Annotated in this window: 9 protein-coding genes; 6 read left to right on the forward strand and 3 right to left on the reverse strand. The window is 73.4% G+C overall.

Features of this window, described 5'->3' with window-relative positions:
• Positions 1 to 4 precede the first annotated feature (4 nt).
• Positions 5 to 1,195 (forward strand): MFS transporter, encoded by a 1,191-nt coding sequence (locus tag IE118_RS12925; RefSeq protein ID WP_189557948.1) that lies wholly within the window; start codon positions 5 to 7, stop codon positions 1,193 to 1,195.
• A gap of 114 nt (positions 1,196 to 1,309) precedes the next feature.
• Here IE118_RS12925 and IE118_RS12930 read toward each other — a convergent pair whose 3' ends face one another.
• Complete coding sequence (locus tag IE118_RS12930) at positions 1,310 to 2,524, reverse strand: MFS transporter (RefSeq protein ID WP_189557949.1); 1,215 nt, start codon at positions 2,522 to 2,524, stop codon at positions 1,310 to 1,312.
• A 435-nt stretch (positions 2,525 to 2,959) separates the two neighbouring features.
• Here IE118_RS12930 and IE118_RS12935 point away from each other — a divergent pair, with 435 nt between their 5' ends.
• A complete protein-coding gene (locus tag IE118_RS12935; protein WP_189558167.1) occupies positions 2,960 to 3,874 on the forward strand; it encodes a YceI family protein in 915 nt (304 codons plus the stop codon).
• A 13-nt stretch (positions 3,875 to 3,887) separates the two neighbouring features.
• Here IE118_RS12935 and IE118_RS12940 read toward each other — a convergent pair whose 3' ends face one another.
• Together IE118_RS12940 and IE118_RS12945 are read right to left on the reverse strand one after the other, a co-directional pair.
• Complete coding sequence (locus IE118_RS12940; protein ID WP_189557950.1) at positions 3,888 to 5,717, reverse strand: AMP-dependent synthetase/ligase; 1,830 nt, start codon at positions 5,715 to 5,717, stop codon at positions 3,888 to 3,890.
• A 159-nt stretch (positions 5,718 to 5,876) separates the two neighbouring features.
• On the reverse strand, positions 5,877 to 6,572 hold the full coding sequence (locus IE118_RS12945; protein WP_229846788.1) for a TetR/AcrR family transcriptional regulator: 696 nt from the start codon (positions 6,570 to 6,572) through the stop codon (positions 5,877 to 5,879).
• A gap of 151 nt (positions 6,573 to 6,723) precedes the next feature.
• Here IE118_RS12945 and IE118_RS12950 point away from each other — a divergent pair, with 151 nt between their 5' ends.
• The 4 genes from IE118_RS12950 (at position 6,724) to IE118_RS12965 (ending at position 12,177) form a co-directional block, all read left to right on the forward strand.
• A complete protein-coding gene (locus IE118_RS12950; protein WP_189557951.1) occupies positions 6,724 to 7,956 on the forward strand; it encodes an oxygenase MpaB family protein in 1,233 nt (410 codons plus the stop codon).
• A 22-nt stretch (positions 7,957 to 7,978) separates the two neighbouring features.
• Positions 7,979 to 9,202 (forward strand): oxygenase MpaB family protein, encoded by a 1,224-nt coding sequence (locus IE118_RS12955; RefSeq protein WP_189557952.1) that lies wholly within the window; start codon positions 7,979 to 7,981, stop codon positions 9,200 to 9,202.
• 163 nt (positions 9,203 to 9,365) lie between these two features.
• Positions 9,366 to 11,684, forward strand: a complete 2,319-nt coding sequence (locus IE118_RS12960; RefSeq protein ID WP_189557953.1) for a molybdopterin cofactor-binding domain-containing protein — start codon at positions 9,366 to 9,368, stop codon at positions 11,682 to 11,684.
• 16 nt (positions 11,685 to 11,700) lie between these two features.
• Positions 11,701 to 12,177: a (2Fe-2S)-binding protein gene (locus IE118_RS12965; protein ID WP_189557954.1), complete on the forward strand. Its 477-nt coding sequence runs from the start codon at positions 11,701 to 11,703 to the stop codon at positions 12,175 to 12,177.
• The last annotated feature ends 7 nt before the right edge of the window (positions 12,178 to 12,184 follow it).

A 12,184-nucleotide genomic window follows, 5' to 3' on the forward strand; every position in this document is an offset into this window, starting at 1 on the left:
ACTCATGCTGCCCAACCCCGGCGATTTCCGCCGTGACCAACTGGCGACGGCCGCGCTGTTCTGCTTCCTCGGCTTCCAGTACGCCACGTGGGCCTCCCGGCTGCCCGCGCTCAAGTCCCGCTTCGACCTCGGTGAGACGCAGCTGGGGCTGCTGCTGATGATCTGCGGGGTGGGGGCGGCGGTGTCGTTCCCGCTGGTGGCGCCCCTGATGCGGCGGCTCGGCACGCGCGGCCTTGCGGTGTGGTCCGCCCTGGCGCTGGTGGCGGTGCTGCCCGCGCTGGCCGTGGCCGGCAGCTACCCGCTCGCCCTGGCGGTCGTCTTCGTCGATGGTGTGGCGGTCGGCTGTCTGAACGTCGCCATGAACGCGCGGGGCGCCGCCCTGGAGGAGCACTACGGCCGGGCCGCGATGGCCCAGTTGCACGCGATGTTCAGCGGCGGGGCGTTCGGCGGCGCGCTGCTCGCCTCCGCCACGAACGCCGTCACCCACTCCCTGACCGCGCACTTCGCGGTGGCGGCGGCGCTGCTGGTGCTGCTGCTGGCCGCCTCCAGGCCGCGGGTCCTCGCCGAGGGGCAGGCTCCACCGCCCGTGCGGGAGCCGGCGGCCGGCGGCGCGAAGGGGCTCAGGAGCCTGACCGGGGCCTCGCGCACGGCGCTCTGGCTGGGGTGCGCCATGGTGTTCGGCACGGTCACCGAGGGCGCCATGAACGACTGGTCCGCGCTCTACCTGACGGAGGAGACGGGCGCCTCGGGGCGGCTGGCGCCGCTGGGCATCGCGTTCTTCTCGGTGATGATGGTGGTGGCCCGGCTGCTGGGCGACGGCTGGCGGAGCCGGTGGGGTGACGCCCTGCTGGTGCGTGCGGGCAGTGTGCTGGCCGGCACCGGCCTCGCGCTCGCCCTGCTGTCCGGCGGCACCTGGCCCGCGCTCGTCGGCTTCGCCTGTGCGGGCCTGGGCATGGCCGCGGTGACCCCCTGCCTGTACGTGGCCGCCGCGGCCGAGGGACCCGGCGCGCTGGCCCTGGTCGCCGCCATGGGCACCACCGGTCTCCTCGCGGGCCCGGCGGTCATCGGCTTCGTCGCCGGCCACACCGACCTGACCGTCGGCATGGCGGTGGTCGCGGCCTCCGCGGTGCTGGTGGCGGTGTGCTCGTGGCGGGTCGGACACAAGGCCCCGGAGGCGGCGGCCGTACCGCGGTGACGCGGCACCGCGGATCGCACGGTGGGGGGCGGTCGCTCCGTCGCGGCGCGCGGCGGGGGGAGGGCGTGCTCCCGTCGCTCCCGGCCGTCCGGGACGGCCGGGAGTGGCCCGGGTTCAGCCCCGCCGGGGCCGCAGGACCGGGGCGAGCACGATGACGAGGAGCCCGGCGAGGGGCACCACGAGCAGGCCCGCGCGCAGGCTGGTGGCGTCGGCGACGAGTCCGACGACGGGCGGGGAGCACAGGAAGCCCAGGCGCATCAGCCAGGAGACGATGGTGAGCCCCGACCCCGGCTTGAGACCGGGCAGTTCGTCGGCCTCGTGCATCGCCGCCGGTACGAGGGTGGCCACGCCGAACCCGGCGGCGGCGAAGCCGAGGATCGTGCCCGGGACCGTGGGCACGGCCAGGGCCAGGCCCATGCCGGCCAGCACGATGAACCCGCCGGCCCGGGCCACCTGCCGCTGCCCGAACCGGTCCACCAGCCGGTCGCCCATCAGGCGGCCGGCGAACTGTGCCCCGACCAGGGCGATGAACCCGCAGGCCGCCAGCGTGACCGACGCGTCCAGCGACTCGGAGAGGTACAGCGTGGCCCAGGAGTTGCCCGCGTCCTCGACCAGCGTGCCCGCGGTGGCGATGAGGACGAGGGCGGCCAGCACGTACGCGGTGCGCCGCGACCTCACCCCCGCCTCGCCCCGGCGTCCCGGGTCGAGGTCCGTGCCGCCCGCCTCCTCCGCGGCCGGCTCGGTCTCGGGGCCGGGCAGGCAGTAGCGCAGCGCCACGCAGGCGGCGGCGCCGAACAGCACGCCGGAGACGAGCAGGTGCTGTCCCCGGGAGAGGCCGAGGGCGATGGCACCCGCGGCCATGGCGCCGCCGGTGACGGCGCCGATGGACCAGATGGCGTGGAAGGAGTTGATGATGCTGCGTCCGTAGCGGCGCTGCACCCGCAGACCGTGGGCGTTCTGCGCGACGTCCGTGATCGCGTCCATGGCTCCGGCGAGGAAGAGCGCCCCCGCGAAGAGGGCCACCGAGCCGGCGACTCCCGCCGCCAGGACCGCGGCGCCGGTCAGCAGGGTGCCGAGGACGGCCACGCGCGCCGACCCCAGCCTGCGCACGAGGACCCCCGCGGCGAGGCCGGCGACGATGGCGCCGGTGGGGAACGCCGCGACGGCCAGGCCGTAGGCGGCGTTGCCGATGCCGAGGTCGTCCTTGATCTGGGGGTAGCGCGGCAGCAGGTTGGCGAACAGGGCGCCGTTGGTGAGGAACAGCACCGCCACGGCCGCGCGGGCCCGCCGGTCGGCCCGGGTGGGCTCCCGCAGTACGTCGACAGTCATGCGCGGAGCCTACAGCGGGAGCGTACGTTCGTACATTCCAGGTGCTGGAAGGACTCGCGCGGGAAAGGCCACCGCCCGGCTCGCGTGCGGGCCCGACACGGATGTGCGCGAATCGTGGGCGAGGTGCGCCGAGACCGCGTGTGACGCATGAACATCGTGATTCACCTCATGCGGTTTGCCGGAGCGTGGCTGCAAAGAAACACGGCACACTTCGGCGCATACCCCCCACAACGCCCCGCCGATGAGGGGCTCAACCGGTGATCGTCGGCGTTCACATCACCGACGGGAGCAGCGGCTCCGCCCTCCCGGCGGCTTTAGGATCAAGGGACAGGCCGTCCTCCCGTACCGATGTCCTGCTCCCTGCGCTCTTGGCATCCGCGAACACGGCGTGCCCGGCGAGCCGCGGGGAGGCATGGGTGAAGAAAGGTGAACACCATGGTCCTCGGACTGCTGCGCCGCCTGCGTCCGCACGGCGAACCCGACGCCGCGTCCGGCCTCTCGGTCCCCCTGCCCGACGGCGCGGGGGCGTTCGGCTGCGAGGCCGTCGACGTCCTGGGGCAACCGCTGGGCGGAGCCGAGGTGACGGTGACCGCGCTGGACAGCCACCGCGTCGCGGCACGCGGCACCACCGACCCGTACGGCTACTTCATGGCGGTCCTGCCCCCGGGCACGTACAGCGTGATGGTGGCGGCGGAGGGCCTGTCGCCGGTCCGCGAGACGGTCGACATAGCCCCGGGGGTGGCTCTCGCGCCCGCCCGCGTCGTGCTGGAACCCGGACGCCGGCTGGAGCTGCCGCCCGCCGGCACCTGGATGTTCGACCCTCCGCACACCGCGATCCGCTTCATCGCCAAGCACGTCGGCATGGCGCACGTCCACGGCCGCTTCACCCGGTTCGACGGCGGGATCCGGGTCGCGGAGAACATGGCCGACTCGCAGGTCTCGGTGCGCATCGACGCCTCCAGCCTCGACACGGGCAACCAGACCCGCGACAACCACCTGAGGTCGGCCGACTTCCTGGACGTCGAGAACTACCCGTTCATCGATTTCGTCAGCACCCGGTTCGCCTACCGGGGCGGTTCCAGGTGGACCGTGCACGGCACCCTCACCATGCACGGCACCACGCGCTCGGTCGGCCTGGACACCGAGTACCTCGGCACGGTCAACGGCGGTTACGAGCAGGAGCTGCGCTGCGCCGCCCTCGCCAAGGCCGAGCTGCACCGCGAGGACTTCACCCTCAACTGGCGTTCCATGCTGGCGCGCGGGATCGCCGTCGTCGGCCCGACGGTGCAGCTCGCGCTCGACGTCCAGGCCATGTACCGGACCCACGACACGCCGACCCCGCCCCGCTAGGGGTCAGCACCCCCTAGGACGGGCCCTGGGCGTACATCGACTCGACGGTCGCGGCGTGCAGCCGGCCGACGGCCTCGCGCCGCACGCCCAGTACCGGGGTCAGTTCGCCGGACTCCGGGGTCCAGGGTCCGGCGAGCACCCGGTACTTCCTCACCCGTTCGGGGCGGGAGAGTGCCGCGTTGGCCTCCTCGACGGCGGTGTCGAGGGCCGCGAGCACCTCGGGGCGGCGGGCCAGTTCCTCCAGGCCGCCGTCGCCGAGTCCGCGGGCCTTCGCCCAGAGCGGGGCCGCCTCCTCGTCGAGCACCAGCAGCGCGGTGACGTACGGGCGCCGGTCGCCGATCGCGACGGCGTGGGCGACCAGGGGGTGGGACCGCAGCAGGGACTCGATCCGGGCCGGGACGATGCTCTCGCCGCCGTGGGTGAGGACGAGGTCCGTCTTGCGGCCGGTGACGGAGACGATGCCCCCTGCGTCGACCGAGCCGGTGTCGCCGGTGGGCAGCCAGCCGGCGGCGTCGGTGACGGGTTCGATGCCGCCGTCGGCCCGCAGGTACCCGGGGGCGACCACCGGGCCGCGCACGAGCAGCTCCCCGTCGCCGGCGGTCCTGACCTCGATGCCCGGACCGGGGAGGCCGCACGCGCCGGGGGTGAACGCCTCAGGGGTGCCGACCGTGACCGCCCCGGTGGTCTCGCTCAGACCCCACACCTCGTGGACCGGCAGTCCCACGCTCGCCAGGGTCTCCTGGACCGCGGTGGGGAGCGGCGCGGCTCCGCTGCGGGCGCGGTGACAGTCGTCGAACCCGATGGCGGCCCTGACCGGCCGCAGCACCTGCGCGTCGAGCCGGTCCAGGCGTGCGGCCAGGTCCTCCGGGACGTCCTTGCCGTCGGAGCGCAGCCGGAACGCCTCCAGGGCGAGGCGGCGCGCCTGCGCGACCGTCTCGGCCCGCTCCCCCGTGAGGGTGTCGAGCCGCTCCCGCAGACCGGTGGCGAGTCGCTCCCACACCCGGGGCGTGCCGAAGAAGCCGTGCGGGCGCACCCGGAGCAGCGTGGGCAGCAGCAGGGCGGGGTCGGCGCAGAGGGTGACGTGACCGGCGTCGCAGACCGGCAGGTGGATGCCGAGCACCTGCCCGGCGACGTGCGCCACCGGCAACTGGGCCACCGTCCGCGCATGCCGGGGGACGGCGGCGGGCCGGTCGTGCATCAGCGACTGGTGGATCACGTTGCGGTGGGTGAGCACCACGCCCTTGGGCTCGCCGGTGGTGCCCGGGGTGTACACGACGGTCAGCGGCTGGTCGGTGGTGACTCCGTCGGTGAGGGCGTCGAGGGCGGCGTCGTCGAGCGGTCCCGCCCCGCGCACGGCCGGGTAGCTGACGAACCGGGCGTCGCCCTCCGGGGCGGCCCCCCAGTCGAGGAGGACGACGGCGCGCAGGTGCGGCAGGTCGTCCAGGGCCGGCTGCCAGCGCCGCAGTTGTTCCTCCCCCTCCACGACGAGGACGGTGGCCGCGCTGTGCCGGGCGACGGAGCGGATCTGCTCGGTGTCGAGGGTGTCGTAGGTGCTGCAGGGCAGGGCGCCCAGGTGGATCGCGGCCAGGGCGGTGACCCAGTGCTCCGCCCGCTGGGACATCGCGATGAGCATGCGCTCGCCCCGGTTCAGGCCGACGGCGGTGAGACCGCGGGTGACGGCGGCGACCTCGGCACGCAGCTGGAACCAGGTCAGGGTTCCGTCGTCGGGGCCGATGCCGGTGGTGAGCGCGGGCAGGTCCGCGAACTGCCGGGCGTTGCGGCGCAGCAGCCGGGGGATGGTCGATCCCTCGACGGCCTGGTGCGGTTGCTCTGGCGATTCCACGGGCGGGGCTCCCTCCATCGCGGACCACGAGCGGATGCCTCGGGGTTCCTCGGACTCCTCGGGCGGCACACAGTGGACCCGTTGTTGACTGGGTGTCAATAGGCTGTGCGACGGCCACCGGGCGCCGGCCAGGTCACGGGAGGGCGGGCGTCACGGGGGTCAGGGACGCGGCGGTTCGAGCATCGGCACGAGGAACTGCCGGGCCACCGCGCGCAGCCGCTCGTCGTCGTCGAGGTCGACGACATGACTGGGGATGACCAGGAACGACGCGGAGATGCGCACCATCATCTCGGCGACCAGGTCCACGTCGACGTCCGCCGAGACGGTGCCCGCGTGCTGCTCCCGGCGCAGCCTGCCCGCGAGGAACCGCCGGACGGTGGCCAGGGTGCGGCCTCCGTCACTGGTCATGGACGGTACGACGACGTCCGGTTCGGCCGTCATCAGGCCCCCGATGAGCGGGTTGCGGCGGATGGTGCGCAGGGAGCTGACGAAGCCGAGGACGACCCGGTCGGCGACCGTCTCGGCGTCCTGGATGTCGAGGATGAACCGGTCGAAGTACCGCCGGAACTCCCGCCGTACGACCTGCTCGACCAGCACGTCCTTGGTGGCGAACCGGCGGTAGACGGTGATGCGGGAGACACCCGCCAGCCGGGCCACGTCCGCCATGGTGGAGCGTTTGATGCCCATGCGGCAGAACTGCTCGTACGCGGCGTCGAGCAGGCGGGCGGCGATCGCGTCGTCCGGATCCGCGCCCTCGACCGCCTCGGTGAAGGCGATCTCCAGCAGCGACGGGGGGTCGGAGGGCCTCATGAGGGCCGACAGTACCGCCTCCTCGTTCACCTTCCCCGTGTCCACGGGTCCCTCCCTGATGCCGTCGCGCCTCTGGCGTTCATGCCGCGTCTGTGCTCCCCTGGGGGCACAGCGGAGAAACAGCGATACCCGATGTGTTTCACCGTACCAAAACGGCGTGGGCGCGGCAGCGGAGCTCGAGGAGGAGTCCGGGGTCATGGATGTCAGCAGGCGCAGGATGTTGGCCGCGGGTGGCGCGCTGGGGGTGTTCGGCGCGGTGGGCGCGGCGTCACCGGCCCGGGCGCGTTCCGTGTGGACGTGGTCGCCGAGCGGCTCGGTGGCCGGCCGGGGTGCGGGCGTCGACCCGGACTGGGTGTGGGACGAGGAGGCCGACGCACTGGTCGCCTCCGTGATCGACCGGGGCGATGTGCCCCGGGTCAACCGGGAGTTGTCCCAGTGGACGCGCAACGGCCAGCCGTTGCCCAGCGGTCTGCCCGCCGACGTGCGGGAGTGGATGGAGCGGGCCCGCCGGATGCCCTCCTGGGCGGACCGGGGCAAGCTCGAACGGGCGGCCGACTTCAACGAGCGCAGGGGCCTCTACCTGAACCTGCTCAACGGTGTGGGCGGCGGCATGCTCAGCACCGCCATCCCCCGGGAGGCGCGCGCCGTCTACTACTCCAAGGGCGGCGCCGACATGGAGGACCGGGTCGCCAAGACGAGCCTGCTCGGCTTCGCCGTCGGCGATCTGAACGCCTACCGGCCCGACGGCAAGGTCGTCGTGGAGGCCGTCAAGACCCGCATGGTGCACGCGGCCGTGCGGCACCTGCTGCCGCGGTCCCCCGGCTGGTCCCGCACCAGCGGCGGCCAGACCGTCCCGATCAGCCAGGCCGACATGATGGTCACCTGGCACAGCCTCCCCACCTACACCATGCGCAAGCTGCTCGAGTGGAAGGTGCCGGTCCCGGCGGCCGACGCGGAGGCGTACCTGCACCTGTGGCAGGTGAGCGCGCACCTGCTCGGCATCCGCGACGAGTACATCCCCGCCACCTGGGACGAGGCGAACGCCCAGTCCCGGCAGGTCCTCGACCCGGTCCTGGCCCCGACGCCCGAGGGCGTCGAACTCACCGACATCCTGCTGCGCCAGCTCGCCGAGCAGACCAGCCCCGGCGGCATCGACCGGCCCCTGTGCAACGCCCTCGCCCGCTACCTGGTCGGTGACCGGGTCGCCGACTGGGACGGCATCCCGCGCGAGCCGTTCTGGGAGCGGGCCATCGCGACCGCCTGGCCGAAACTCGTGATGTTCCGCGAGAAGTTGATCCCGCTCCCGCTGGTGCCGCCGCTGGCCTGGACGATCGACGAGGCGATCCGCCAGTACATCCTCTTCTACCTGACCAAGGGCCGGGGCACGCAGATCGACATCCCCGACACCAACCGTCCCACCGACCGGTGAGAAGCGAGAAGGAGTGCACACCATGGCAGACATCAACCGGCGCAGATTACTGGTCGCCGGCGGCGCACTGGGCACGTTCGGGGCCCTGGGCCTCGCCTCCCCGGCCCGGGCCCGGTCCCTGTGGACGTGGTCGCCGGCCGGCTCGGTGGCGGGCAAGGGCGCGGGACTCGACCCGGAGTGGGTGTGGGACGACGAGATCGACGCGATCATCGCCCAGGTGATCGAACGGGGACAGGTGCCCCGGGTCAACGACCTGCTGCGCGGCTGGGTCCGCAACGACCAGCCGCTGCCGGACGGACTCCCCGGTGACCTGCGCGCCTGGATGGAGGAGGCCCGCAAGCTGCCCTCCTGGGCGGACCCGAAGAAGCTCCAGGACGCCGTCGACTTCACCAGGAAGAAGGGCCTCTACACCGGGGTCCTGTACGGCCTGGGCAGCGGCCTGCTGAGCACCGCCATCCCCCGGGAGGCGCGCGCCGTGTACTACTCCAAGGGCGGCGCGGACATGAAGGACCGCGTCGCCAAGACCGCCCAGCTCGGCTACGACGTGGGCGACCGGTACGCCTACAAGCCGCAGGGCGGGATGATCGCCACCTCGGTGCGGACCCGGCTGGTGCACGCGGCCGTACGGCACCTGCTGCCGCAGTCCCCCGGCTGGTCCCGCACCAGCGGCGGCCAGACCGTCCCGATCAGCCAGGCCGACATGATGGTCACCTGGCACAGCCTCCCCACCTACGTCATGGGCAAGCTGCGGGACTGGCGGGTGCCGATCACCGCCACCGAGGCGGCGGGCTTCCTGCACGTGTGGCAGGTGAGCGCGCACATGCTCGGCATCCGCGACGAGTACATCCCCGCCACCTGGGACGAGGCGAACGCCCAGTCCCGGCAGGTCCTCGACCCGATCGTCGACCACACCCCCGAGGGCGCCGCCCTGACCGACGCGCTCCTCGGCATCATCGCCGAGGTCGACGCCGGTCTCACCGAGCCGCTGATCAACGCGTTCTCCCGGTACATCGTCGGGGACCGGGTCGGCGACCTGATCGGACTCGACCGGGAGCCCCTCCTCAAACCCGTCATCAGCGGTGCCTGGCCCCTGGTGGTGGCCTTCCGCGAGGGCCTGATCCCGCTGCCGGGGGTCCCGTCGATCGCGTGGGTCCTGGAGGAGGCGCTGCGCAAGTTCGTGCTGCTCTTCATGTCCGAGGGCAGGCCCATCCACCTGGAGATACCGGACGCGAACCGTCCGCTCTGACCGCTCCCGGCGCCTCGGGGACGCGGGCCCCGCCGCCCCACTCGGCGGTGCCCGCGTCCCGGCGCCGGCGCGGGCCGGGGGACACGCCCCCTTGCCGTACCAGCGGGCGCACGGCAGGGTGTGCGCCCCCGAACCCCTATGCCGAGAGGGACACTTGACGAGCATGCGCAGTGACGGGACGCCCCCGACACCGGAATCCGGACCTCCCGCACCGCCCGGCCCCGGGAGGCGCCGCTTCCTCGGATTCGTGCTGGCGGCCCCGACCCTGGTGGCCGCCGCCGAACTCGCCCCCGCGTCCCGGGCCGCGGCCGCCGACATCCCCTCCCCCGAGATCACGGAACTGCTGGACCTCAACGACGTGATGACCGCGGCCGCCCTGCCGACGTCCGGCCTGATCAGGGTCGAGGTGCACGGGGACGGCACCGTGTCCTTCGCGCTGCCGCGCGCCGAGGTCGGGCAGGGCATCACCACCTCGACCGCCATGCTGATCGCCGAGGAGCTGGACGTCCCGGTGGAACGGGTGCGGGTCACCCTGGCCGACGCCCGGCCGGAGCTGCTGTTCAACCAGCTCACCGGCGCGTCCAACACCACCGTCTCCACCTACACCCCGGTCCGGGTCGCCGCCGCGGTCGCCCGGCAGCGGCTGCTGCGGGCCGCCGCCACCGAACTCGGCGCTCCGGTCGACGCGTTGTCGGTGAAGGCGGGAGTGGTGACCGCCCCCGCCGGCCGGAGCGTCGGCATCGGGGCGCTGGCGGCGAAGGCCGCCGTGGCGCGGACCGAGCAGGCGTCCGTGGAACTCAAGCCGCGCGAGCGGTTCACCGTCATCGGCCGCCCGCACGGCCGCGTCGACGCGCTCGCCGCCGTCACCGGACGCAAGAGGTTCACCCTGGACCTCGGCGTCCCGGACGCCCGGCCGACCATGGTGTGCCGCCCGCCGACCATCAACGGCAGGCCCGGCACGGTGGCCAACCTCGCCGCGGTGCGCGCCATGCCGGGGGTCACCGACGTGGTGGTGATCTCCACCGGGGTGGCGGTGCGGGCGGGGACGTTCGGGCAGTGCATCGACGCCGTCCGCGCCCTGCGGGTCTCGTGGCGCCCCGGGACCGCGGAGGGCAAGTCCGACGCCTCCGTCCAGAAGCAGTTGCGGGCCGCCGAACTCCCCATGGGGCTGCCGCCGTTGACCCCGAGCGTGGAGGGCGAGTTCACCTTCGCGTTCCGCAGCAACAGCGCGCTGGAGCCCAACTGCGCGATCGCCGACGTCCGGTCGGACCGTGCCGAGATCTGGTCGTCGCTGAAGTCACCGATCGTCGCCCAGCAGACCATCGCGGCCAAGCTGCGGCTGCCGGTCGGCGCGGTCACCGTCCACGTCACCGAGGGGGGCGGCTCGTTCGGCCGCAAGCTGTTCTTCGACGCGGCGCTGGAGGCGGCGGAGATCTCCCAGAAGGTGGGCAAGCCCGTCAAGCTGATGTGGCACCGCGCCGACGACTCCCGGCAGGGCCGCGCCCACCCGATGGCCCGCTCCCGGGTCCGCATCGCCTACGCCGGTGACACCGTCCTCGGCTACAAGCAACGGCACACCAGCGTCGCCACCGACCTGGGCCACGGACTCGGCGAGCTGTTCACGGCCATGGCCGCCCGACTGCCCGTCGGGGACGCCGCCTTCTCCCAGACGTTCTTCCAGCTCTCCCAGTCGATGCCGTACGACTTCGGCGCGAACAGCCGCCTGCTGAACGAGACCGACAAGGGCTTCAACACCGGCAGCATGCGCAACGTCTACTCCCCCGACGTCACCTGCGCCCGGGAGCTGATGGTGGACCGGCTCGCCGCGAGGACCGGCCGGGACCCGTACGAGCTGCGCCGCCGCTTCCTCCGCGACGACCGCGCCCGGGCCGCCCTGGACAAGGTCGCCGAGGCCGGGGACTGGGGCCGGTCCATGCCGGCCGGCACCGCCCAGGGCATCGCGCTGCACACCGAGTACCACGCGGTCAACGCGGTGCTGGTGGAGATCGACTGCCGCCCCGAAACCGTGAACCGGCCCGTCCGCGACGGGGTGACCGGCCCGCGCGTCACCCGGGCGGTCGTCGCCGTGGACGTCGGCCTCACCGTCAACCCGCGCGGCCTCCAGGCGCAGATGATGGGCTGCCTCATGGACGGCATCGCCCTGACCCTCACCTCCGGCCTGCACCTGCGCGACGGCCACTTCCTCGAGGCGAGCTGGGACAACTACTTCTACACCCGGCAGTGGAACACCCCGCCCGAGCTGGAGATCGTCGTCATGCCGGACACCACCGGCGAGCCCGGCGGGGCCGGGGAACTGGGCGTCGCCGCGTCCATGGCCGCGGTCGCCTGCGCCTACGGCCGGGCCACCGGCACGATGCCCACCAGCTTCCCGATCAACCACGACACGCTGTCCTTCACTCCCAAACCGACCGTCCCGCCCATCCCCGCGTCCCCCACCGACGGCCTGGACCACGTCCGCTGAACCCCCGGGAGAACCCGTGCCCAAGCACACTTTCCGCCTCAACGGCGAACAGGTCACCGTCGACGTCGCGGACGAGGAGCGGCTGCTGTGGGTGCTCCGGGACGTCCTGGGCGTCACCGGACCCAAGTACGGATGCGGCATCAACGTCTGCAAGGCCTGCACCAGCCACCTCAACGGCCGCGCCGTCAACCCGTGCGCGGTCCCGGTGGGCGCTCTGAAGCCCACCGACGAGATCACCACCATCGAGGGCCTCGCCGACACGGCCGGCGCCGAGCTGCACCCCATGCAGCAGGCCTGGCTCGACCTGGACGTGGCCCAGTGCGGCTACTGCCAGCCGGGCCAGATCATGGCCGCGGTCGCCCTGGTCCGCCGGGTCACCGAGGAGGGCCGCGACATCACCGAGGCCGACCTCGACGGCATCCGCAACATCTGCCGCTGCGGCACCTACCCGCGCATCCGCGCGGCGATCAGGGCGGGCGCCGCGAGGATGTGACGGGCGG

This window comes from Streptomyces pilosus (genome assembly GCF_014649835.1).
GTDB classification, from domain to species: Bacteria; Actinomycetota; Actinomycetes; order Streptomycetales; family Streptomycetaceae; genus Streptomyces; species Streptomyces pilosus.